The organism is Pontimicrobium aquaticum (genome assembly GCF_005047595.1).
Taxonomy (GTDB): domain Bacteria; phylum Bacteroidota; class Bacteroidia; order Flavobacteriales; family Flavobacteriaceae; genus Pontimicrobium; species Pontimicrobium aquaticum.
This window is the reverse complement of sequence record NZ_SUPL01000002.1, coordinates 476,386-499,793: the sequence shown is the minus strand read 5'-3', so window position 1 is coordinate 499,793 and position 23,408 is coordinate 476,386. Positions and strand designations below refer to the sequence as shown.

At 31.5% G+C, this 23,408-nt stretch carries 23 protein-coding genes; 19 read left to right on the top strand and 4 right to left on the bottom strand.

Going from position 1 to position 23,408, the window contains the following annotated elements; genetic code table 11:
* Positions 1–7 precede the first annotated feature (7 nt).
* The 7 genes from ftsH to E5167_RS05120 all read left to right on the top strand — a co-directional run bounded on the left by ftsH (position 8) and on the right by E5167_RS05120 (position 5,586).
* Positions 8–1,954 (top strand): ATP-dependent zinc metalloprotease FtsH, encoded by a 1,947-nt coding sequence (ftsH, locus tag E5167_RS05150; protein ID WP_136841698.1) that lies wholly within the window; start codon positions 8–10, stop codon positions 1,952–1,954.
* 96 nt (positions 1,955–2,050) lie between these two features.
* Positions 2,051–2,659, top strand: a complete 609-nt coding sequence (locus E5167_RS05145) for an LUD domain-containing protein (protein WP_136841697.1) — start codon at positions 2,051–2,053, stop codon at positions 2,657–2,659.
* 9 nt (positions 2,660–2,668) lie between these two features.
* Positions 2,669–3,490: a phosphatidate cytidylyltransferase gene (locus E5167_RS05140; RefSeq protein ID WP_136841695.1), complete on the top strand. Its 822-nt coding sequence runs from the start codon at positions 2,669–2,671 to the stop codon at positions 3,488–3,490.
* On the top strand, positions 3,480–4,130 hold the full coding sequence (locus E5167_RS05135) for a phosphatidylserine decarboxylase family protein (protein ID WP_136841693.1): 651 nt from the start codon (positions 3,480–3,482) through the stop codon (positions 4,128–4,130). Before E5167_RS05140 ends, E5167_RS05135 begins: the two co-directional genes overlap by 11 nt.
* Positions 4,130–4,396 (top strand): acyl-CoA-binding protein, encoded by a 267-nt coding sequence (locus E5167_RS05130; RefSeq protein WP_136841691.1) that lies wholly within the window; start codon positions 4,130–4,132, stop codon positions 4,394–4,396. Before E5167_RS05135 ends, E5167_RS05130 begins: the two co-directional genes overlap by 1 nt.
* A gap of 119 nt (positions 4,397–4,515) precedes the next feature.
* On the top strand, positions 4,516–4,782 hold the full coding sequence (locus E5167_RS05125; protein ID WP_317130366.1) for a VOC family protein: 267 nt from the start codon (positions 4,516–4,518) through the stop codon (positions 4,780–4,782).
* Positions 4,783–4,860: 78 nt separating this feature from the next.
* Positions 4,861–5,586 carry a hypothetical protein gene (locus tag E5167_RS05120; RefSeq protein WP_136841689.1) on the top strand — a complete coding sequence of 242 codons (726 nt, stop codon included), beginning with the start codon at positions 4,861–4,863 and terminating at the stop codon, positions 5,584–5,586.
* 148 nt (positions 5,587–5,734) lie between these two features.
* Here the strand turns inward: E5167_RS05120 and E5167_RS05115 are convergent, their stop codons facing one another.
* Positions 5,735–8,368 (bottom strand): valine--tRNA ligase, encoded by a 2,634-nt coding sequence (locus tag E5167_RS05115; RefSeq protein ID WP_136841687.1) that lies wholly within the window; start codon positions 8,366–8,368, stop codon positions 5,735–5,737.
* A gap of 184 nt (positions 8,369–8,552) precedes the next feature.
* Here E5167_RS05115 and E5167_RS05110 point away from each other — a divergent pair, with 184 nt between their 5' ends.
* Positions 8,553–8,933, top strand: coding sequence for a DUF1573 domain-containing protein (locus tag E5167_RS05110; RefSeq protein ID WP_169301376.1), 381 nt, complete (start codon positions 8,553–8,555; stop codon positions 8,931–8,933).
* 94 nt (positions 8,934–9,027) lie between these two features.
* On the opposite strand, the gene E5167_RS05105 is transcribed toward E5167_RS05110, so the two are convergent.
* A complete protein-coding gene (locus tag E5167_RS05105) occupies positions 9,028–10,365 on the bottom strand; it encodes a PDZ domain-containing protein (RefSeq protein WP_136841685.1) in 1,338 nt (445 codons plus the stop codon).
* A 123-nt stretch (positions 10,366–10,488) separates the two neighbouring features.
* Here E5167_RS05105 and E5167_RS05100 point away from each other — a divergent pair, with 123 nt between their 5' ends.
* From E5167_RS05100 to E5167_RS05085, 4 genes are all read left to right on the top strand, one after another.
* Entirely contained in the window at positions 10,489–11,679 is a 1,191-nt protein-coding gene (locus tag E5167_RS05100) for a pyridoxal phosphate-dependent aminotransferase (protein WP_136841683.1), read from the top strand.
* Positions 11,679–12,692 (top strand): UDP-N-acetylmuramate dehydrogenase, encoded by a 1,014-nt coding sequence (gene murB / locus E5167_RS05095; protein WP_136841681.1) that lies wholly within the window; start codon positions 11,679–11,681, stop codon positions 12,690–12,692. Before E5167_RS05100 ends, murB begins: the two co-directional genes overlap by 1 nt.
* 150 nt (positions 12,693–12,842) lie before the next feature.
* A complete protein-coding gene (locus tag E5167_RS05090; protein WP_136841679.1) occupies positions 12,843–13,373 on the top strand; it encodes an RNA polymerase sigma factor in 531 nt (176 codons plus the stop codon).
* Between the two features lie 11 nt (positions 13,374–13,384).
* On the top strand, positions 13,385–14,179 hold the full coding sequence (locus tag E5167_RS05085) for an anti-sigma factor (protein ID WP_136841677.1): 795 nt from the start codon (positions 13,385–13,387) through the stop codon (positions 14,177–14,179).
* Between the two features lie 55 nt (positions 14,180–14,234).
* On the opposite strand, the gene E5167_RS05080 is transcribed toward E5167_RS05085, so the two are convergent.
* Positions 14,235–14,936: an MIP family channel protein gene (locus tag E5167_RS05080; protein WP_136841675.1), complete on the bottom strand. Its 702-nt coding sequence runs from the start codon at positions 14,934–14,936 to the stop codon at positions 14,235–14,237.
* A gap of 149 nt (positions 14,937–15,085) precedes the next feature.
* Between E5167_RS05080 and E5167_RS05075 the strand changes: the two genes are divergently transcribed.
* From E5167_RS05075 to E5167_RS05045, 7 genes are all read left to right on the top strand, one after another.
* Entirely contained in the window at positions 15,086–15,289 is a 204-nt protein-coding gene (locus E5167_RS05075) for a membrane or secreted protein (protein ID WP_136841673.1), read from the top strand.
* A gap of 6 nt (positions 15,290–15,295) precedes the next feature.
* Entirely contained in the window at positions 15,296–16,402 is a 1,107-nt protein-coding gene (locus E5167_RS05070) for a glycosyltransferase (protein WP_136841671.1), read from the top strand.
* A complete protein-coding gene (locus E5167_RS05065; protein WP_136841669.1) occupies positions 16,393–16,944 on the top strand; it encodes an RNA polymerase sigma factor in 552 nt (183 codons plus the stop codon). Before E5167_RS05070 ends, E5167_RS05065 begins: the two co-directional genes overlap by 10 nt.
* Positions 16,941–18,170 carry an Nramp family divalent metal transporter gene (locus E5167_RS05060; protein WP_136841667.1) on the top strand — a complete coding sequence of 410 codons (1,230 nt, stop codon included), beginning with the start codon at positions 16,941–16,943 and terminating at the stop codon, positions 18,168–18,170. The genes E5167_RS05065 and E5167_RS05060 overlap by 4 nt, the downstream gene beginning before the upstream one ends.
* Positions 18,171–18,221: 51 nt before the next feature.
* A complete protein-coding gene (gene lipA, locus E5167_RS05055) occupies positions 18,222–19,091 on the top strand; it encodes a lipoyl synthase (protein WP_136841665.1) in 870 nt (289 codons plus the stop codon).
* Between the two features lie 2 nt (positions 19,092–19,093).
* A complete protein-coding gene (gene gap, locus E5167_RS05050; RefSeq protein WP_136841663.1) occupies positions 19,094–20,089 on the top strand; it encodes a type I glyceraldehyde-3-phosphate dehydrogenase in 996 nt (331 codons plus the stop codon).
* 83 nt (positions 20,090–20,172) lie between these two features.
* Entirely contained in the window at positions 20,173–22,395 is a 2,223-nt protein-coding gene (locus tag E5167_RS05045; protein ID WP_136841661.1) for an ATP-binding protein, read from the top strand.
* On the opposite strand, the gene lpxK is transcribed toward E5167_RS05045, so the two are convergent.
* Positions 22,392–23,399, bottom strand: a complete 1,008-nt coding sequence (gene lpxK, locus E5167_RS05040; protein WP_136841659.1) for a tetraacyldisaccharide 4'-kinase — start codon at positions 23,397–23,399, stop codon at positions 22,392–22,394. The two genes, E5167_RS05045 and lpxK, sit on opposite strands and share 4 nt — an antisense overlap.
* Positions 23,400–23,408: the final 9 nt, after the last annotated feature.

The following is a 23,408-nucleotide window of genomic DNA, read 5'->3' as shown; positions in this document are numbered from 1 at the left end:
AATACACATGTCAAAAGATAATAAGTTAAATAATAAAAAGCCTAAATTCAGTCCTTATTGGATTTATGGAATCATTATAGTAATATTCCTTGGAATTCAAGTATTATCAGGTGGAATGGGTTCTGCATCAGGTACAGCTACAACACAAGATAAATTTTTTGAATATTTAGAAAATGGTGATGTTGAAAAGCTTGTGATTATAAATAGAATTCAAGCTAGAGTATATTTAACTGCCGAAGCTGCTGCTAGTACTGAGCATAAAAAAACTGTAAAACCACAGTTGTTACCAATTTCAGAAAAAGCACCTAATTACCAATTTCAATTGGGAGATCTTCAAAATTTTGAAGATAAAATTGACGAAATTAAAGCTGAAAACGCTGAATTCAATACAGTAATAGACTATAAAATTGAGGAAAACCTTTGGGGAGATTTCCTTCTTACATTATTACCATTTATTCTTATTATTGGTGTTTGGATTTTCATTATGCGTCGTATGTCATCTGGTGGCGGCGGCGGTGCTGGAGGTCAAATTTTTAATATCGGAAAATCTAAAGCTAAATTATTCGATCAGAACACCGAAGTAAAAACTTCCTTTAAAGATGTTGCAGGTTTAGAAGGTGCAAAAGAAGAAGTTCAAGAAATTGTAGATTTCCTAAAAAATCCAGAAAAATACACCTCTTTAGGGGGAAAAATACCAAAAGGCGCCTTGTTAGTAGGACCTCCAGGAACTGGTAAAACCTTATTAGCAAAAGCCGTAGCTGGAGAAGCTAAAGTACCTTTCTTTTCACTTTCTGGATCAGATTTTGTAGAGATGTTTGTTGGTGTTGGAGCTTCTAGAGTTCGTGATTTATTTAAACAAGCCAAAGAGAAATCTCCTGCCATTATTTTTATTGATGAAATAGATGCTATTGGTCGTGCAAGAGGGAAAGCTAATTTTTCAGGTTCTAATGATGAGCGTGAAAACACACTTAATCAATTACTAACCGAAATGGATGGTTTTGGCACAAATACCAATGTTATTGTATTAGCTGCAACTAACAGAGCCGATGTCTTAGACAAAGCTTTAATGCGTGCTGGACGTTTTGATAGACAAATTTTTGTGGATCTTCCTGATGTTCGCGAACGTAAAGAAATTTTTGAAGTACACTTAAAGCCTCTTAAAAAAGCAAAAGATTTAAATACAGATTTCTTGTCAAAACAAACTCCTGGATTCTCTGGAGCAGATATTGCCAATGTATGTAATGAAGCTGCTTTAATTGCCGCAAGAAAAGGCAAAAAACATGTTGAAAAACAAGACTTTTTAGATGCTGTTGATAGAATTGTTGGTGGACTAGAAAAGAAAAACAAAATTATCACTCCTGAAGAGAAAAAAGCAGTTGCATATCACGAAGCTGGTCATGCAACGATTAGTTGGTTATTAGAGCATGCTGCACCTTTAGTAAAGGTTACAATAGTACCTAGAGGACGTTCGTTAGGAGCTGCTTGGTACTTACCTGAAGAAAGATTAATTGTTCGTCCAGAACAAATGTTAGACGAAATGTGTGCTGCACTTGGTGGTAGAGCTGCGGAGAAAGTTGTTTTCGATAAAATTTCAACTGGTGCTTTAAGTGATCTTGAAAAAGTAACAAAGCAAGCCAGAGCTATGGTAACTATTTACGGCTTAAGTGACAAAGTTGGAAATATTACGTACTATGATTCTTCTGGTCAAAACGAATATGGTTTTACAAAACCATACAGTGAGCAAACTGCTGAGTTAATTGACAAAGAAATATCTGATATTATTGAAGAACAATACCAACGTGCTATTAAAATACTAGAAGAAAATAAAGATAAATTAACGCTATTAGCAGAAGAGCTCTTGGAAAAAGAAGTTATTTTTAAAGATAATCTTGAACTTATTTTTGGAAAAAGCCCATTTGTTAAACACGATGAAGATATTACCGAGGAGGAATAGAATAGTTACAAAAAACTTAAATAACCAAATGTTTGCTTTAGATTTTATATATTTGATAAAACTAGGACTTAACTGGTTAATAGCAAAAAACCCTAAATGAGCCTATTTCGAAAAATCTTCGGCCCTAAATCTAGCGACTCTCAAGAAAGCATTCAAAATGATGAGAGAAGCAAGTATATGCCTGATATTAAACTTCCTATAGACGAACGCTTTACCATTAATTTTAAAGCCAATGGAGGTAAATTTCTATACTGTGAAGATTTTGATGAAGTAGATAATAATTTAGCACTCATTTTAGAAGAAAATAACTGGAAAGATGAAAAAGTTATGCTAATCGATGAAAGGTTAGCAGATAAATTTGAAAAATTCAATTTAAAAATCAGCAAAAATGCTGCCGATTGTGCTTACTTTTTAACCACATGCGAGTATTTAATTTCTAACGATGGCTCACTATTAATTTCATCAAATCAAATAGCGGAAAAGAAACTAAAAGAGTTACCATCAAACTTTGTTATTTTTGCAACTACAAGTCAATTTGTAGAAACTATTAGTGAAGGTTTAAGAGGTATTAAAGACAAGAATCGTAAAAAAATACCTACCAATATTACCACTATCAAACATTTTAAAGCTAGTGAAGATAACAACTTTTTAAGCTATGGTAGTAGTTCAAAAAACTTATATTTGCTCCTATTAGAAGATTTATAATTTTTCATTGTGAAAGAACTAATTGTTAGAGCAATTTCAGGCGTTTTATATGCAGCACTTTTTTTAGCTTCACTACAATCACAACACTTTTTAATTGGTTTGTTTTTTGTGTTTGGACTTATTTGCATTGCCGAATTCAATAAGCTTATTAACCAAAAAGGGATTAGCTCTTATGTGATTTTTATTATTTCTTATTTAGCTTTTTCTTATTGGCAGTTGGTATTAGATAGTAACGAAGGCTTCAATGAAGCCATTCAGATTCTACATGTCCTTACCATATTTGTAATGTTGTTTTTAATAAAAGATTTGTTTTCAAAAAAAACATTGCCACTTTTTATTACCAACAAGTATATCAATACCACATTTTACTTATCTAGTGCCTTTATTTTTATTATTTTAATTGGTAATTACTATGATAATTTTAATCCCAACATATTATTAGGAGCCTTTATTTTAGTTTGGGTAAACGATTCGTTTGCTTATTTGGTTGGTAAAAACTTTGGTAAGCAAAAGCTATTTTCTAGTATTTCACCTAAAAAAACAGTTGAGGGTTTTTTAGGAGGTTTACTTTTTGCGTGTATAAGTAGTTATTTTATTGCAAAATACACCAACACATTAGGTTCTACCGAATGGTTAATATTAGCTATAATTGTAAGTGTTTTTGGAACTTTAGGAGATTTAATAGAGTCAAAATACAAACGACAAGCAGGTGTAAAAGATAGTGGCGTGATAATGCCAGGACACGGCGGATTGCTAGATCGTTTAGATAGTATTATTTTTGCAGCACCATTTATTTATTTATTCTTAAGAATTCTAACATATGTTTCATAAAGAAGGCCATAAAATCATCATTATTACTACAGCAATTATTGTAACTGCAACGATACTAGCTGATGAGTTTATAACTATTTTGTGGTTACGAATGTTATTGCAAATAGCTTTTTTAATATGTTTCGTTCTCATTTTACAATTTTTTAGAAACCCAAAACGTCAAACACAATTAAATGACAATAATGTAGTGTCTCCAGTTGATGGTAAAGTAGTTGTAATTGAAGAAGTTGAAGAACCTGAATTTTTTAAAGACAAACGCATACAAGTAAGTGTGTTTATGTCTCCAATAAATGTGCATGTAACACGTTATCCAATTGGTGGTAAAGTTGTATATAGTAAATATCATCCTGGGAAATATTTGGTAGCATGGCACCCCAAATCTAGTACCGAAAACGAACGAACAACCGTAGTGGTAGAAAATAAAGTTTTTGGAAATGTATTGTTTAGGCAAATTGCTGGAGCATTAGCAAAACGCATTGTAAACTATGCAAATAAAAACGACAAAGTTACCCAAGGTAAAGATCAAGGATTCATTAAATTTGGATCTAGAGTTGATGTATTTTTACCTTTAGATGCAAATATTAAAGTGAAACTTAACCAAAAAGTTCGCGGAGGCGAAAGTATAATTGCACATAAGTAATGACTTCGGAAGAGTTAGACATAAAATTTAGAGAAGCTGTTGATAGAATCAATGCGCATAAAGAACCTTTCCCTGCAGATACTTTACTTAAACTTTATGCTTATTACAAAAAAGCAACTAATGATTATGGCAGACCTAAAAGCCGTGAACCATTAATTAATGCCTTTAAAACCAATGCATTATTTCAAGCTGAAGACATAAGCCAAGATACAGCCAAACAGCATTATATCGAGTTAGTTAATAACTATTTTTTATATCGAAAGTAACTTATGGCGTACAATGTAAAATCTATACGAGCATTTATTGGCGCGAAAAACTATAACGAATCAAGGAATTTCTATTTAGATTTAGGTTTTGAAGAAATAAAATAATAACCTCACCTAAAATGTCTTACTTTAAACTAGGTAATTTTGGGTTTTATTTACAAAACGCTTATGTAAAAGATTGGGTTGATAACTCCATGTTATTTTTAGAAGTTGGTAACTTACAACAACATTTAGATATGATAATAAGCTTACATCTTGATAAAAAACAAAAAAATGTAAGAGTAACCAATATACATTACAACGATTGGGGAAATGAATTTTTTATGCATGATCTCCCTCAGGTGGGCTATGACATATTGGTAAGTTTAAGAAGTAAGCTTCCTTGATCTCATAAGAAAAAAAACCGAACTTCGTTTAACGACAGATATAATTAATTAAAACAAAACATTATACAACATTTGAAAATGACAAAAAAGTTACTAATAATAATTTTGGGAATTCTCTTTCATTCTTGTCAAGAGAGAGAAAAATCGAATTCGGTTGCTCAAACAGCTGAAAAAAAGAAATGGGATGTTGAAAAATTAAACAATAGAGCTATTCAACATCTTGATACTAATAAATGGGACATAAAGCTATTTAATCAAGACATTGAAACATATAATAAGTATTCTGAAATTTTCCAGAGTTATCCTTTAAACAAATCACCTTTTCCAGTAGCTGAATATGACTACTCTGTATCCAGTATTCCGTTTTCAATTGAAATGGACTCAACAGTTTTTAAAGGTGTTAGAATTGGAGAATATGAAAACCCTGAAAGCGAAAAAATAATCAATAAACTAACCTTACTGATTTTAACAAATGACAAGGGTGCAGAAGAAACTACATTGGTTGATTCTCGAAATTATCCCTATTTGACAGCACAAGGAATATTTAAAGTAATAAATAATGAATTTGATTGGGTATTTTCTGCAAGTCCAGATGGATTTTCTACTTTGCTTCTTAATATGAAACTTTTTGATTTAAGATTTGGAGAAACTATCATAATTTATCCCCAAACAGACAAATCGTTCCTATATGAACAAATAAAAGATTCACCGAATAATTATGGGGATTTTAAAGACTTCAAGAAATCAATAATGAATAATCCAAAAGTGAAGAAACAACTGATGTCCGAAAAAAATATTAAATAAAAACGTTGTACAACAATGGCTAGTTCTCGCTTATAAAATCCTAATTCTCTAATCTGTCATTCCGCACTTTTAACACCCAATTCACTAAATTAAACAATAAGATTTATTTAAAAGATTGCCACGTCATAAACTCCTCGCAATGACAAGATTAATTCAAACTAGCTAAACTCGCTTTAATCGTTTCAATTTTTGCCAAAGCATCTGCCTCTTTTTTCTTTTCGCTAGCTACTACTTGCTCTGGTGCATTGTTTACAAAACGCTCGTTAGCTAGTTTCTTTTGTACCGATTTCAAAAAGCCTTCAGTGTAGTTTAACTCTTCTGTGAGCTTTGCTATTTCAGCTTCCACATCAATACTCCCTTGCATTGGCACAAAATACTCGTTAGATTTTACTCTAAAAGTTAAAGCTCCATCAATAGCAGTATCAGTATAATTTAAGTTAGAGACATTACCTAGTTTTTTAATAACTACATCAAATCCATTAGGAGCATTTTCGTTATTTAAAACCGATAATTCAATAGCATCTTTAAAGACAATATTTTTTTGCTTTCTAATGGTACGAATTCCTGAAATAACTTCCGATGCAAAATCAAATGCTTTAATAATAGTTTTATCTATTTTTCTACTTTCAGGCCATTTAGCAACTATTAAAGCTTCTTCAGGTGAACGTTTAGCAATATGTTGCCAAATCTCTTCCGTTAGGAAAGGCATAAATGGATGTAATATTTTTAAGTTATTTTCTAAAATAGTAATTACAGCATCAAACGTTGTTTTATCTATTGGTTGCTGATAAGCTGGCTTAACCATCTCTAACAACCACGAACAGAAGTCGTTCCAGATAAGCTTATAAGTTTCCATCAACGCATCACTTAAGCGGTATTTGCTAAAATGATCTTCAATAACTGCTAAGGTTTCTTGGAATTTATTTTCGTACCAATCAATAGCTATTTTAGCATATTCTGGTTGCTCGATGTTGGCTACTTCCCAACCATTTATTAATCTAAAGGCATTCCATATTTTGTTAGCAAAGGCTTTTCCTTGCTGACATTTTTCTTCATCAAATAACAAATCGTTTCCAGCACCTGAACTTAATAATAGCATTCCTGCCCTTACACCATCGGCTCCGTAAGTTTCTATTAACTTTAAGGCATCTGGCGAGTTTCCTAACTGCTTAGACATTTTTCGTCCTTGCTTGTCACGTACTATTCCTGTAAAATATACATTATTGAAAGGCTTTTCATTTTTATACTCATAGCCAGAAATAATCATACGTGCTACCCAAAAGAAAATAATGTCTGGTCCAGTAACCAAATCGTTTGTTGGATAATAGTATGCTATATCTTTATTCTCTGGATGTCTAATACCATCAAACACACTTATTGGCCATAACCAAGATGAGAACCATGTATCAACCACATCTGATTCTTGAGTTAAATCACCAACAGTTAACGCTGTGCTTTGAGTTTTTTCTTTTGCTTTTGTAAGTGCCTCATCAATTGATTTCGCTACAACAAAATCTTCAATACCATCGCCATAATAATACGCTGGAATTTGTTGTCCCCAAAGTAATTGACGAGAAATATTCCAATCACGAATATTGGTCATCCAATGTCTGTAGGTGTTTTCTATTTTCTTTGGAAAAAACTTAATATCTCCTGTTTCTAAAACAGCTGAAATTGCAGGTTTTACTAAATCTTCCATTTTTAAAAACCATTGGTCGCTTAAACGTGGTTCTATAATGGCTTTTGTACGCTCAGAAATACCTACTCTATTATTATAATCTTCAACTTTAGTTAAGCAACCTAAGATTTCTAGTTCTTTAACAATCTCCTTTCTTGCTTCAAAACGGTTTTTCCCCTCATAATGTAATCCAAAGCTATTAAGCGTCGCATCGTCATTAAAAATATCTATAACATCTAGGTTGTGCTTATCACCTATCTCTTTATCATTTACATCATGCGCTGGCGTAATTTTTAAACAACCAGTACCAAACTCCATATCTACATAATCGTCTTCAATTATTGGAATTTCTCTATTACAAATAGGTACAATTACCTTTTTACCTTTTAAGTGTATATATCTTTCATCATTTGGATTGATACAAATTGCTGTATCACCTAAAATAGTCTCAGGACGTGTCGTTGCAATAGTGACAACCTCGTTAGAGTCTTTTATTTTATATGCAACGTGGTATAATTTTCCTTGTTTATCGATATACTCAACTTCTTCGTCAGATAGGGTTGTTTTAGCTTCAGGATCCCAGTTTACCATTCGGTAACCACGATAAATTAAGCCTTTGTTATATAAGTCCACAAAAACATTAATAACCGCTTCGCTCATATCCTCATCCATCGTAAACTTTGTACGACCCCAATCACAAGAACATCCCAACTTTTTAAGCTGCTCTAAAATTACACCTCCATACTCGTGTGTCCAGTCCCAGGCATGTTTTAAAAATTCGTCTCGAGACAAATCATTTTTATCTATTCCTTGCTCCTTAAGTTTTGCAACAACCTTTGCTTCAGTAGCAATAGATGCGTGGTCTGTTCCAGGAACCCAACATGCATTTTTTCCTAACAAGCGTGCACGACGAATTAATACATCTTGCAACGTATTATTTAGCATATGTCCCATATGCAATACGCCTGTAACATTAGGTGGAGGAATGACTATAGTATATGGTTCTCTTTCATCTGGTTCTGAATGAAAATAGTTGTGTTTCATCCAGTAATCGTACCACTTGTTTTCTACATTATTTGCATCATATTGTGATGGAATAGACATACTTTGGAATAGTTTTTGAATAATAATGTGCAAAAGTAGGTATATTTTGTTTTCTGCGAAATTAATTGACTTAATAATATCCTTAACTATGTGTTGAATGCATAATCAAGAATGTATTACGTCTAATATTTTTGTAGATTGCTAAAAATGTATGTATGTTTACAATGATTTAAAAACTAAAATGATGAAAAAATTAGTAATCTTATTATTCGTTGGAATGATTGGTTTTGCAGTATCTGCTCAAGATAAAGTTGCAAAAATCAAGTTTAAAACTGAAACTATTGACTACGGTACAATTGAAAAAGGTGCTAATGGTGTTCGCGTATTTGAATTTACAAATACTGGTGAAGCTCCCTTAATTATAACTAAAGTTAAATCTAGCTGTGGTTGTACTGTTCCTTCTTGGCCAAAAGAACCTATTATGGCTGGACAAACTGGTGAAATTACAGTAAAGTATGACACTAATAGAGTAATGCCTATTAGAAAAACCATTACTGTTACATCTAACGCTGAGACTCCTACAGTTGCTTTAAAAATTAAAGGAAATGTAATAGACCCAAAGTAAAAGCAGTGTCTTAGAAAAGAACAGTAAAAGTGTTTTAGAACAATAAGAACGTTATACCCAACATACAAAAATCCTCCAATAGGAGGATTTTTTTTTAGAACATACTTTCTAACTGAAAACTAAACTTCATTTGCACTCCATTTCTATCTATTATCATCCTTACTCGTTTACCATCTGGACCGTAAAATAATTGTATAACTTCTTGGATAGAATACAAATGAACATCTTTATTATTAACACTTAATATAATATCATCAAGTCTTAATCCTGCTTTTTCAGCTGGAGAACCTTTTCTTAACTCTACAATAGCCAATGAAGGCGCTAGTACATATTTGTATGATTTAGAAAGATTAATAATATTTCCTCCTGCACTATTATTAGTTGTTCCATAAGGCATTTTAGCTTGTTTTTTATCTAATTCTTTAACAACTCTCATACCACTATGTTCAAGAGAAATACCACTTTTATTATAATAAAACGGTTCTTTAAAGCTGCTGTTTTTTCGTAAAGTAATTTTCTTATTAGAGTAATCAAAAATCACATTAAAGCGTTTTAAAATTTCGCCTCCTAAGCTTCCATTTCTTTCTTTGAATTTTTTTGCAAAAGCAATTGAAGTAGAATCAGGAAAAGCAGTATTCACAGACTCAAGAGTAAAACTTCCAATTGAAAATCTACTAATTTTTGAGCGTTTACCATAAACACTACCACTTAATCCTCTACCTAAGAAGTCATCAAAATACCTTGTAGGCACATTAATATTGTGTTCTTTATCTTTAAACAACCAAAGTGCATCACTTCCACCACTATCTATTAAAAGCTTTACAGGTACACTTTTTTCATTATCTCTTATAGCAACACTTCCATTTATAAATGGTTTTTTTGTGGAAAAATCTAGATTGAAAGTCTCACATTTTTTACATTTTTTGGGTTGATAAAAATCAGGATCGTGCAATACTATTTGCTTTTTTGAGTAGTTTATTTCTACTACAAAGTCTTTTAATAAATCATATCCAATGATGCCATGAATAGGTATTCCTAACTGAGGTGTAAAATTTAAAGAAGGATCAAAAATTGTAAAAACATCCTGCTCAATATTTACAGCATCTCCTATTTTAAATATGTTATCACTAGATTTAAGAGCTTGAACTGTATCTCCCTCACCTAAGCCTCTTAAAAAAAATTCCTCAGTACGGTTAATTTTAAGCTCATCTGAAACATTCACAAAATTGAAAATTATGGCTTTACTAACTCCAGTATCTAAAAGGAATGATAATGGCACACCATTAACTTCAACAGGAATAACAATTAAATTATTTATTAATTTAAAACTAATTTTATCCTTCTCACTATTTTGTAAAGTATATTTACTTTGTGTGTAAGCAGACAAACTCAATACAAATAGTATTAAAAAAACTAAACATCTCTTTTTCATGCAATTAATTATAGACTATTTCAATTTACAAATCTTTTTTAGAAATGCTATCTAAAGCTTTACTTTTTAAATAAACTTTAAGATTATTTTTTGCAACTTTGCAGTTCTATTAAAAATTACAAGATGCCAAATATATCAAACAAAGGAAAAGCGATGCCACAATCACCAATAAGAAAATTGGTGCCATTTGCTGAAAACGCATATAAACAAGGAAAAACAGTTTACCACTTAAATATTGGTCAACCAGATATAAAAACACCTCAAATAGCCTTAGATGCTGTTAAAGTACATTCATTAGATATTTTGGCATACACGCGCTCTGAAGGATCTGAAGGCTACAGAACCAAAATAGCAGATTATTATGCTAAAAATGATATACATGTAAAACATGATGACATTATAGTAACTACTGGAGGCAGCGAGGCTTTACTATTTGCTTTTGGAAGCATTATGGATACTGATGATGAAATCATAATCCCTGAGCCTTTTTATGCCAATTACAATGGTTTTTCAATAGCTTCGGGAGTAAATGTAGTTCCTGTAATTTCAAAAATTGAAGATAATTTTGCTTTACCTCCAATTGAAGAATTTGAAAAACTCATTACACCAAAAACCAAAGCCATATTAATTTGCAACCCTGGAAACCCAACAGGTTATTTATACTCAAAAGAGGAAATTAAAAAACTGGCTACTATAGTTAAAAAGCATGATTTATTCTTAATAGCTGATGAAGTTTATCGAGAATTTGCCTATGATGGTGCAACGCACTACTCTATTATGCAGGAAGATGGTTTAGAACAACATGCCATTATGATTGACTCCGTTTCTAAAAGGTACAGTATGTGTGGCGCTAGAATAGGCTGCTTAGTATCAAAAAACAAAGACGTTATTCAAACAGCATTAAAATTTGCACAAGCTCGATTATCTCCTCCTACTTTAGCACAAATTGCCAGTGAGGCTGCTTTACAAACACCTCAAAGTTATTTTGATGAAGTCATTGACGAATATGTTGATAGACGAAATACTCTTATTGAAGAGCTACAAAAAATTGAAGGCGTAAAAGTTGCCAAACCTAAAGGTGCTTTTTACTGCATTGCAGAATTACCAATTAATGATGCCGATGTATTTGCACAATGGCTTTTAGAAAAGTTTGATATTAATGATGAAACAGTTATGGTTGCTCCAGCTGCTGGGTTTTATTCTACTCCAGGAGTTGGTTTAAATCAAATAAGAATCGCTTACGTTTTAAATAAAGAAAGTTTAATTAAAGCTGTAAATATTATTAAAGAAGCCTTAAAAGTGTATAAAGACTAGTGAATATTCAACAAAACATATCACTAAAATCTTACAATACTTTTGGAATAGATGTTTCGGCAAAGCATTTTGCATCAGTTAATACTATAAATGAACTCCAGAATATTTTAAAACTAAAAGGCTATCCCAATAAATTTATTTTAGGCGGAGGAAGCAATATGCTGCTCACCAAAAATATAGAGTCGCTAGTGCTTCATATAAACCTAAAAGGAATTAAAACAGTCTCTAAAACTGACTCAACCGTTTCTGTAGAAGCTAATGCTGGAGAAAATTGGCATAAATTTGTCCTTTGGTGTATTGATAATAATTATGGTGGTGTAGAAAACTTGTCTTTAATACCTGGAAATGTTGGCACTGCTCCCATACAAAACATTGGTGCTTACGGTGTAGAGCTTAAAGATGTTTTTCAATCATGTGAGGTGCTAGATATACATTCTGGGGAAATAAGAACATTTACAAAAGAAGATTGTCAATTTGATTATAGAAATTCTGTTTTTAAAAACGATCTTAAAGGGCAATATATAATTTTAAGTGTAACCTTTAAACTTTCTACTCAACATCATAACATTAAAACTGAATACGGTGCTATAAAAAATGAATTAGAACGTAATAATATCACTAAACCAACTATTAAAGATGTTTCTAATGCTGTTATTGCGATTAGATCATCAAAGCTTCCTGACCCTAGTAAAATTGGAAATAGTGGTAGCTTTTTTAAAAATCCAATCATTTCAAAAAAACAGTTCGATTTATTAAAGCAAAACTTCCCTAACATACCAAATTATAATGTTTCAAATAAATTGGTTAAAGTGCCAGCTGGATGGCTAATTGAACATGCTGGGTTTAAAGGAAAAACATTTGATAATTATGGTGTACATAAAAATCAAGCTTTGGTTTTGGTAAACTACGGTAATGCTAAAGGGACAGATATTTTAAATTTATCTAAACTAATACAAAAGACCATAAAACGTATTTTTAATATTAATTTAGAAGCTGAAGTAAATATTTTTTAACATTTTACGTTACACTAATTAGAAATTTTAAACCTCTTTAACACCAAAATTTAAAACAAATACTAACTATCTTGATTTTTATTAAATTTATAGTTAGGTATTATGACCTAACAAAACATTTTAATTTCATGTAAAAAATATACACCTAACTTGGTTTCATTAATAGAGCAACATATTGTTAGCCTTCTTAAAGAAGGAGATAAAAGAGCCATTCCGATAATTTACGAGAATTATTCTGGAGCGTTACTAGGTGTCATCCAAAAAATAATAAAGGATGAGGCTATGGCTCAAGATGTTCTACAAGAAACATTTATTAAAGTTTGGAGATATTCACAAAAATATGACGAAAAAAAAGCCAAATTATTTACTTGGTTATATCGCATTGCACGAAATACAGCAATCGACAAATTACGAAGTCATAATTTAAAATTTGAAAAGGAAATCCAAATTGCCGATTCAAACGTATATAAAATATCAACAGCTGAGTTAAATCAAGACACATTAGATTTACAAAAGCATGTTGCAACATTGGACGAGAAGTACCAAGAAGTGTTAAAAGCCTTGTTTTTTGAAGGCATGACACAACAGGAAGCTAGCGATGAATTAGACATTCCTCTTGGAACGATAAAGTCCAGATTAAAAATTGGATTAAGAGAATTAAAAAAAATCTATAATCCATAAAAATTACAGTCATGGATAAAAAAGTACAAAAGTTTTTAGATTCTGGTTTACTAGACAAGTACTTAATTGGAGCTACTACAGCTTCAGAAACTGTAGCAGTTGAGTCATTTATGCTAAAACATCCAGAGGTACAAGAGGAGTATAATTTGTTGCAAGACCAGCTAGAATTAGCTGCAAAAGCTCAAGTTGTTAGACCTCCTTCTTATACACTAGATGTTATTTTAGATGCCATAAACGAAAAACCTGTAATACACTTACAGTCTAAACGAAAAATATCATATTGGTGGAGTATTGCAGCAAGCATTATAGCTTTAGTTTTTGCTGGAACATCTTATACACTTTATACTAATAACCAGAAACTTGCTAACGAAAACAACACTATTGTTGAAGAAATTTTCGATTTAAGAGACGATATTCAACAAAACAATAGTAAGCTTGATGATGTTATGAGACAATTCATGAGATTAAATAATCCTGAAACAGAAAAGTATGTTTTAAGAGGAAATAATAGAGCCAAAGACCTAAAAACTGTAGCATATATTAATCCAATTGAAAAATCTTCGTTGATCGATGTTGTATCTCTTCCTGAAATATCTGAAGAGCAATCTTACCAATTATGGGCGCAAATGCAAGACAAAATGGTAAATTTAGGAATACTCGATATAGAAAATAGAAAACTTAAATCGGTTCCGTATATTGAAGACGCCTTAAGTTTAAACATTACAATCGAACCAAAAGGTGGCAATAATAATGCTTCTTTAGAAAATTCGGTTGCCGAAATTTCTTTAAAAAAGAAAGACAAATAACACAGCACGCTTAGTTATAAAAAAGAGCCTTTAAATTTAAAGTCTCTTTTTTTATTTAATTATTTTCAGTTGCTATCGCATACTTCCATGCTAGAGTACCAATAATGGCTCCAACTATTGGAGCTACAATAAATAGCCAAAGTTGTTGTAAAGCCATTCCTCCTGCAAAAATTGCTGGGCCCAAACTTCTCGCTGGATTAACTGAAGTCCCTGTTATTGGAATAGCAACCATATGTATTAAAACCAAAGTTAAACCTATGGCTAATCCAGCCATAGTAACGTTGCCTAATTTAGACGTAACCGCATGAATTACTATTAAGAAAATAGCTGTAAAAACAAGTTCAGCTATAAATGCTGCTTGCATAGAATAGTTTCCAAGATATCCTTCTCCCCAACCGTTAGAACCATAAGCCCATTCTCCTGCAACAAATCCTGATTGTCCGTTTAGCAACGTTGATAATACTAAAATAGCTAACACTGCTCCAATACTTTGTCCAATAACATAACCTACTGTATCCTTAACTGATAATTTACCAGCTGCTAACATACCTATTGAAATTGCAGGATTGATATGACAACCAGATATAGGACCGATAGTATAAGCCATAACAACCACAGCCAAACCAAAAGCTAGTGAAATTCCCAATAGCCCAAGTCCAGATACAGCACCAACTGTTCCTCCTGCAATTGCTGCGGCACCACAGCCAAATAGTGTAAGGCAAAACGTTCCAAATAATTCTGAAATATTTTTTTTCATAATAGTTTATTTAATTAGTTAGACATTAATAAATATAAGCAATTAATAATAAGGTGTTTATATTTTTAATCTATGATACACAAATACTAAAACACGGTTTACTATAATAATTTACTAGAATGAATTATCTTTGCATAAATTTTTAGTATATGAAACTTCTTATTATCACATTAGTCTTATTAGCTGTAGCTGTAGCTGGAATTGCCATTAAACTATGGGCAAAAAAGGATGGGGAATTTGCTGGAACTTGTGCTAGCCAAAATCCTATGTTAAACAAAGATGGGCAAGCTTGTGGTTTTTGTGGAAAAACCCCAGATCAATTTAAAAGCTGTAATGAACCTCAGCACTCATAAGCTCTAATGATTGTATTAAATGCATTATTTTACACATTTATTACAGTTGTAATTATTCAACTACTTTATTACAGTATTTTTTCACAGTTTATTCTTCTAAATCATTATCCACAAAAACAAAAAAACATAGCCGTTTCTGTACTTGTTTGTGCAAAAAATGAGGCAAAAAACTTAAAAGAATTTATTCCGCTAATATTAGATCAAGATTATCCATCGTTTGAATTGGTTTTAATTAACGATTGCTCTAATGACGAAACCTTAGCGGTCATGAAATCGTTTCAAGCTACAAATAATAACATTAAGATTGTAGATGTAAAGCCTATTGAAGCCTTTTGGGGAAATAAAAAATATGCCTTAACACTTGGTATAAAGGCATCATCAAACAATTTTCTCCTTTTTACAGATGCCGACTGTAAACCACTATCTAAAAACTGGATTAAAGAAATGAGTAGTCATTTTACCAACAAAAAAAGAATCGTGTTGGGTTATGGTGCTTATAGAAAAGGTAAAGGTTTTTTAAATAAACTCATTCGCTTCGAAACACTTCTAACTGCTATTCAATGCTTCTCCTATGCAAAAATTGGAATGCCATATATGGCTGTTGGCAGAAATCTAGCATACAGAAAAGAAACCTTTTTTGAAGCTCGTGGCTTTATGAATCATATGAATGTTCGCTCTGGTGACGATGATTTGTTTGTAAACCAAATTGCAGATGCAACAAACACAACTATATGTATTTCTAAAGACAGCTTTACTGAATCTATTCCTAAACATTCATTATCGGAATGGATTACCCAAAAAAAACGACATGTTTCTACTGCCAAATATTACAAACTAAAACACAAACTAATTTTAGGATTGTTTTATGTCTCCCAAATTCTCTTTTGGATTTTAAGCTTAATCCTTCTTATGGCTTTATTTAACTGGAAAATTGTTTTAGGATTAATTCTTGTACGATTTATTGTACAATATATTATTATAGGAATGTCTGCTAAAAAACTAAACGAAAAAGATCTTTTAATTTTCCTTCCTGTTGTTGAATTGTTTTTAATTGTCTCACAAATGGCTATCTTTATATCTAATAATACTTCAAAACACAATCGTTGGAAATAAAAGATGCCATTAAAAAAGCAAAAGAAAACAATCAAATAGCTTTCAATTTTCTGTTAGACACCTTTTGGAATGATGTTTACGGTTTTTTACTTAAACGAACTCAAAACGAAAATGATGCTGAAGATATTACCATACAAACCTTCTCTAGAGCTTTTGACAAAATAGACACTTATAAAGAAAAATATAAGTTTAAAACATGGCTTATCACTATCGCAAAAAATATTCATGTTGATTTTTTAAGAGTGAAAAAGAAATCTATTTCAAATGAAAGAAGTGATGACCACGACGAACGTGTTAAAGGCATTGTTGACGAAACACCAACCATAGAAGACACTATTATTACAGAGCAAAATTTAGCAAAATTATTACGCGATATAAAAAAGTTAAAACCTCATTATCAAGAAGTAATAAACTTACGTTACTTTCAAGAACTTAGTTATTTAGAAATCTCTAACATTCTTAATGAACCAATGAGTAATGTTAAAGTTAAGCTACTAAGAGCAAAAAAGCTCCTTGCAGAAATTATTCTAAAAAAGAAATGACAATTAATCTTAAAAAGCTTGGTCCAGGTTTGTTGTTTGCAGGTGCAGCCATTGGTGTATCACATTTGGTACAATCAACAAGAGCTGGAGCCGACTTTGGATTAGGCTTGCTTTGGGCTTTATTATTAGTAAATCTTTTTAAATATCCTTTCTTTCAATTCGGTCCAAGATATGCATCAGCTACTGGCGAAAGCTTATTAGATGGTTACAAAAAAATGGGCAATGGTATCTTAATAACCTACTATGTATTAACTTTTGGAACAATGTTCGCTATTCAAACAGCTGTAACTATTGTTTCAGCAGGTTTAGCATCGTCGTTATTTGGAAATTTGGGTTTCAATGCCGAATTAGCTGTTAAAATTTGGACAGTCATTATTTTAGCAATATGTCTTGTGCTTCTAATAATAGGTAAATACAAACTACTTGACGGTTTAATAAAAATTATAATAATCACGCTATCAATTAGTACCATTGCTGCAGTAGTAGTTGCTCTAGTTAGTAACGATACTCCTATTTCAATGGCCCAAGTGTTACCAAAAGAAACTTTAGAAATAGGCTTTTTAATTGCTTTTATGGGCTGGATGCCAGCACCTTTAGATATTTCGATATGGCACTCATTATGGGCTGTTGAAAAAAGAAAGGAAGACAAAGAATTTAATGCTAAATCTGCTTTATTTGACTTTAACGTTGGGTATATTAGCACTATAATTTTAGGAATCGGATTTGTCCTTTTAGGATGCTTAGTAATGTTTAATAGTGGCGAAACATTTAGTGGTGCTGCTAGCGAATTTTCTAATCAATTAATAGAAATGTACACAACTAGCTTAGGTAATTGGGCTTACATTATTATTGGTATTGCTGCATTTACCACCATGTTTAGTACTACACTTACAACACTAGACGCTTCACCAAGAGCTATGCATAGAACTACGCAGTTACTATTTAATAAAACATTTAAAAATGGATTTTTATATTGGATTTTCACCTTAGCCATTGGTACCATAATTATATTTTTTGCTTTCGCTTCCGAAATGGGGTTGCTTGTAAAAATAGCTACGGTTCTTTCGTTTTTAACAGCACCATTCTATGCTATTATAAACTATAAGTTAATTAGTAGTAAGCATACTCCTGAAAAGGCAAGACCATCTTTAAAAATGCATATTTTAAGCTGGTTAGGAATAATTTTTTTAATAGGATTTAGCATTTATTATCTAACCACTTTATAGCCTATTTTTAATTCTATACTTTGTATCTTTGCAGTCATTATTATAAAACGTATGAGTACCGAATCAATTACAACCAAGCGTGAACCAAAACCTAAATGGCTTAGAGTTAAACTGCCTACAGGTAAAAAATATACCGAGTTAAGAGGACTGGTTGATAAATATAAGCTAAATACTATTTGCACCTCTGGAAGTTGCCCAAACATGGGCGAATGTTGGGGAGAAGGAACCGCAACCTTTATGATTCTTGGTAACATTTGCACACGTTCGTGTGGCTTTTGTGGTGTAAAAACTGGAAGACCTGAATCAGTAGATTGGGACGAACCAGAAAAAGTAGCACGTTCTATAAAAATAATGAATATCAAACATGCGGTTTTAACGAGTGTTGATAGAGACGATTTAAAAGACATGGGAAGCATAATGTGGGCTGAAACCGTAAAAGCAGTAAGACGTATGAATCCTGAAACCACAATGGAAACTTTAATTCCTGATTTTCAAGGTATTGAACAGCATTTAGATAGAGTTTTAGAAGTCGCTCCCGAAGTTATTTCTCATAACATGGAAACTGTACGTCGTTTAACAAGAGAGGTTCGTATTCAAGCAAAATACGACAGAAGCTTGGAAGTTTTAAAATATTTAAAAGACAACGGTCAACGCAGAACTAAAACTGGTATCATGCTTGGTTTAGGTGAAGAACGAGAAGAAGTTATTGAAACGCTTCACGAACTTAAAGACGCTAAGGTAGATGTGGTTACCATTGGGCAATATTTACAGCCAAGTAAAAAGCACTTACCTGTACAACGCTTTGTTACACCAGACCAATTCCAAGAATATAAGGAAATTGGACTTAATCTTGGATTTCGTCATGTGGAAAGCAGCGCTTTAGTAAGATCTTCATATAAAGCTCAAAAACATATTAATTAAATATGATTAATGTTGCCATAAACGGATTTGGTAGAATTGGCAGACGTGTATTTAGACTTCTACTTAATAATCCAAACATTAGAGTTGTTGCTATAAACGATTTAGCAGATAGTAAAACTCTTAGCCATCTGTTAAAGTATGATAGTATTCATGGTGTTTTATCAAATACCATTTCGTTTGATGACAAGCATATAATTATAGATAGCTATAAAGTAAACATCCAAAATAAAAAGCATCCAAAATCAATTAACTGGAAACCGTACAATGTAGATGTTGTTATTGAAGCTTCAGGAAAATTTAAAACTACTGAAGATTTAATGCACCATATTCATAATGGTGCATCAAAAGTAATACTATCTGTACCTCCAACTGATGACTCTATAAATACAATTGTTTTAGGAGTAAACGATTATATAATAAACAAAAAAGATGTAATAGTTTCTAATGCTTCATGTACAACTAATAATGCCGCACCTATGATAGATATTATCAATAATCTATGTGGTATAAAACAAGCATACATAACTACCATTCACTCCTACACCACCGATCAGAGTTTACACGATCAACCCCATCGCGATTTAAGGCGCGCTAGAGCTGCAGGTCAATCTATTGTACCAACCACTACTGGAGCTGCCAAAGCATTAACTAAAATATTTCCTGAATTATCTGATGTTATAGGAGGTTGTGGCATTAGAGTTCCTGTTGCAAATGGTTCACTCACAGATATTACTTTTAATGTAAAACAAAATGTAACCGTAAACGAAGTAAATAACGCTTTTAAAGAAGCTTCCAAAAATAAGTACAAAGGTATTTTAGAATATACCAACGATCCTATTGTATCAATTGATATTGTAGGAAATACACATTCTTGTATTTTCGACTCTCAAATGACTTCCGTTATAGGGAATATGGTTAAAATTATTGGCTGGTACGATAACGAAACAGGTTATTCGAGTAGAATTATTGATTTAATTTCTAAATTAGAAGAAATATAATTTATCGACCAAATGCACATTTTTTAAAAAAAAATGCATTTTATCGAATAAAATGTTATATTTGTCGATAAAACGATCTAAAAATGTCCCAAATCAAATATTACATATTTGTTTTTTTAGTCTTACTAACCACTAATTTTTACCCTCAAGATTCCATTGAGAACGATGTTGCTTTAGACAAAAATAAAATCGACTTTTTTATTAGTGAAGCAGATAAAGAAACACAACTTTCTAATTACTATAATGCAGTTACTACACTTGAAAAAGCATTATTAATTGCTGAGAAAATAGAAAGTGACAAGGATCAAGGTATTATACTCTCTAAAATTGCAAACCTACAGTACAACCTAGAGAAATACCAAGAAGCAAATTACACGATTATTAAAGCAATGAATATTCAAAGCAGGATAGACGATAGAGTTAATCTTGCTGTATCTCGATATACCTGTGGTATTATTTATTTAGCACAAGAAGATTTTACTAACGCTTTAGATTATTTAAAATCTGCAAAAGCTATTTTTGAGGAAGAAGGCATTAACGAACTTGTAGCAAAAGTAACCTTAAATGAAGCTAAAGCCTATATAGCTCAAAATAACTTAACTGAAGCCAATGCATTAGTAGATAAGGCAATTATCTTATCTAAAAAATACAATTTACCTGTAACCCAAAGTTCTGCGCTTATTAAAAGTGCTATTATAGCCTGTAAAGAACAAAAATATAATCGCGCATTAAATCAAGCAAAAGAAGGTGTAAACATTGCAAAAAGCAGCGAAAACATCGATGTTATAAATGAAGGATACAAAGTATTAAGTACTATTTACGAAGAAACTGGCAACTACCAATTAGCTAATCAAAATTTAAATCTATATATAAAACTAAGCGACTCTATAGCAAACATTAAAAAAGAGCACTTAATTGCCGAAAAAGAAATTATTGATGCAGATAAAGATACTTTAATTCAAACACAAGCCGAAGAGATTAAAGCAAAAAACGAATCGGATAGTTTAAATAGATTAACTACAATTTTAAGCGTTGGTTTAATAACCATACTCTCTTTACTTACACTATCCTTATACAAGAACAACAATATTAGATTAAAAACTAATAACATGTTGTATCGAAAAAATGAAGAATTATTAACCGAAAAAGAAAGAGCAGAAATTGCTGCAAAAACAAAAACAAACTTCCTGTCAACAGTAACACATGAGTTAAGAACACCGCTGTATGCAGTTACTGGTTTAACAAACATGTTACTAGAGGAAGACCCAAAACCAGAGCAATTACAACACTTAAAATCACTAAAATTCTCTGGAGATTACTTACTAACCTTTATTAATGATATTCTCCAGATAAATAAAATTGAAGCCAATAAAGTAGAACTTGATCCTGAAATTTTCAACCTTAAAAATAAAGTTGAAAACGTCATCGCTGCATTAAATAATTCTGCTTTAGATAATAATGTGTATATACATTTTGAGTATGATAAAAAGCTTCCAGAAATATTTAATGGCGATCAACTAAAAATATCTCAAATACTTATTAACCTCATTGGTAATTCTATAAAATTCACTAAAGATGGCGACATATGGGTGCGAGTTACTCAATTAAGTTTAAAAAATAAAAAACACACCATCCGACTTGAAGTTGAAGACAACGGAATTGGGATTACAAAAGAAAAGCAAGAAAGTATGTTTGAAAGCTTCTCACAAGGCTCTGTTCAAATTAATAGAAAATATGGCGGAACTGGTTTAGGGCTTTCAATTGTAAAAGGTTTAGTTAAAATTTTAAAAGGTAAAATTTATTTAAAAAGTGAATTGGGGAAAGGAACTAGCTTTTTTGTAGAACTACCTTTAAAAGAAAGTCAAGAAGTGACTGAAGTAAATAAAAAAGATTACGCAAATGATTTAAATAACTTAGATTTAGAAAACGTGAGAATTTTAGTAGTAGAAGACAACAAAATTAACCAAATGATCACTAAAAAAATCTTAAATAAGATGAACTTAACTTGTGATTTGGTGGACAACGGTGAAGATGCTGTTGAAAAAGTAAAAGAAGTGGAATACGATGTCGTATTAATGGACATACATATGCCTGGAATTAGTGGTTTAGAAGCTACTAAACAAATACGTGCTTTCGACAAAGAGCTTACAATTTTTGCACTTACAGCGGTAACGCTTGAAGATAAAATGCATGAGTTTGAAGAAGCTGGATTTGACGATATTATCTCGAAACCTTTTAAACAAGAAGACTTTGAGAAAAAACTATATGATGCGCTAAAAGAAAATCAAACATCAACTACAACTTAATTACTACTAATCAAATAATTTAAAATTAAACTATTAAATTTTTCGCTTTCAAAAACTTGCGCTTCTATAGGTAAATAATAAAGCTTGTGCATATCTATCTTACCTGACAATCTTGTAAAATCTTTTTCGGTAGTTAAAATAAGTTGCTTCTTTTTTAAATCTTTAATTTCTGCATCAGTAAACATATGATGATCTTTAAAATTAAGATGCTCAAATCTATAGCCTTCTTCTTCTAAGAAATTTACAAGTGGTGTCGCATTGGCAATCCCTGTAACAAGTGTAAAGGCTGTAGCTTTTAACTCACTTAAATTAACTTTCTTTTTATTTGAGAAAATATATTCAGAATAATTAATAGTACTAAAAAATACCTCTTGATAAGATTTAGGGTTTAATCGATTTTTAATTCTATTTCGTTCTTCTAAAGAAATACCTTTATCACATTTAGTAACCACAATAATATCTGCTCTTTTAGCTCCACTAATTGGTTCACGCAAATCGCCTGTTGGCAAAGTTATATCGTCAACATATAATTTATTACAAGGTGTCAATAATACATTTAAACCTGCTTTAACTTTTCTATGTTGAAATGCATCATCTAGCAAAATAACATCAGGCTTTTTTAAACTTTGTAGTTTTAAAACACCTTGTTGTCTGTTAGCATCAACAGCTATAGTAACCTCCTTAAATTTATGATGAAGTTGGTATGGCTCATCTCCTATAGTTTGCGCAGTAGATAAATTATTTGCAATTTGAAAACCCTTAGTAGAACGCTTATAACCTCTGCTTAAAGTAGCAATACTATATTCTCTTTTTAACAATCGTATTAAATATTCAATCATTGGTGTTTTGCCTGTACCACCAACACTTAAATTACCTACACAAATAATTGGAAAATTGTAACTTTTAGATTTAAAAACACCTTTATTGTAAAAAATATTACGCAACCAAGTTATTCCATAATAAATTGGAACAATGGGAAATAATATTTTTCTTAAGATTTTCACAGTAAAAAA

What these genes read in the sequence shown, in the direction of transcription:
- E5167_RS05045 (WP_136841661.1), top strand. Translation starts at nt 20,173, where the DNA reads ATGTCCCAAATCAAATATTACATATTTGTTTTTTTAGTCTTACTAACC.
- ftsH (WP_136841698.1), top strand. Translation starts at nt 8, where the DNA reads ATGTCAAAAGATAATAAGTTAAATAATAAAAAGCCTAAATTCAGTCCT.
- E5167_RS05110 (WP_169301376.1), top strand. Translation starts at nt 8,553, where the DNA reads ATGAAAAAATTAGTAATCTTATTATTCGTTGGAATGATTGGTTTTGCA.
- gap (WP_136841663.1), top strand. Translation starts at nt 19,094, where the DNA reads ATGATTAATGTTGCCATAAACGGATTTGGTAGAATTGGCAGACGTGTA.
- E5167_RS05080 (WP_136841675.1), bottom strand. Translation starts at nt 14,936, where the DNA reads ATGAAAAAAAATATTTCAGAATTATTTGGAACGTTTTGCCTTACACTA.
- E5167_RS05085 (WP_136841677.1), top strand. Translation starts at nt 13,385, where the DNA reads ATGGATAAAAAAGTACAAAAGTTTTTAGATTCTGGTTTACTAGACAAG.
- E5167_RS05120 (WP_136841689.1), top strand. Translation starts at nt 4,861, where the DNA reads ATGACAAAAAAGTTACTAATAATAATTTTGGGAATTCTCTTTCATTCT.
- E5167_RS05070 (WP_136841671.1), top strand. Translation starts at nt 15,296, where the DNA reads ATGATTGTATTAAATGCATTATTTTACACATTTATTACAGTTGTAATT.
- E5167_RS05125 (WP_317130366.1), top strand. Translation starts at nt 4,516, where the DNA reads ATGTCTTACTTTAAACTAGGTAATTTTGGGTTTTATTTACAAAACGCT.
- E5167_RS05145 (WP_136841697.1), top strand. Translation starts at nt 2,051, where the DNA reads ATGAGCCTATTTCGAAAAATCTTCGGCCCTAAATCTAGCGACTCTCAA.
- E5167_RS05130 (WP_136841691.1), top strand. Translation starts at nt 4,130, where the DNA reads ATGACTTCGGAAGAGTTAGACATAAAATTTAGAGAAGCTGTTGATAGA.
- E5167_RS05115 (WP_136841687.1), bottom strand. Translation starts at nt 8,368, where the DNA reads ATGTCTATTCCATCACAATATGATGCAAATAATGTAGAAAACAAGTGG.
- E5167_RS05100 (WP_136841683.1), top strand. Translation starts at nt 10,489, where the DNA reads ATGCCAAATATATCAAACAAAGGAAAAGCGATGCCACAATCACCAATA.
- E5167_RS05105 (WP_136841685.1), bottom strand. Translation starts at nt 10,365, where the DNA reads ATGAAAAAGAGATGTTTAGTTTTTTTAATACTATTTGTATTGAGTTTG.
- E5167_RS05060 (WP_136841667.1), top strand. Translation starts at nt 16,941, where the DNA reads ATGACAATTAATCTTAAAAAGCTTGGTCCAGGTTTGTTGTTTGCAGGT.
- E5167_RS05075 (WP_136841673.1), top strand. Translation starts at nt 15,086, where the DNA reads ATGAAACTTCTTATTATCACATTAGTCTTATTAGCTGTAGCTGTAGCT.
- lipA (WP_136841665.1), top strand. Translation starts at nt 18,222, where the DNA reads ATGAGTACCGAATCAATTACAACCAAGCGTGAACCAAAACCTAAATGG.
- E5167_RS05135 (WP_136841693.1), top strand. Translation starts at nt 3,480, where the DNA reads ATGTTTCATAAAGAAGGCCATAAAATCATCATTATTACTACAGCAATT.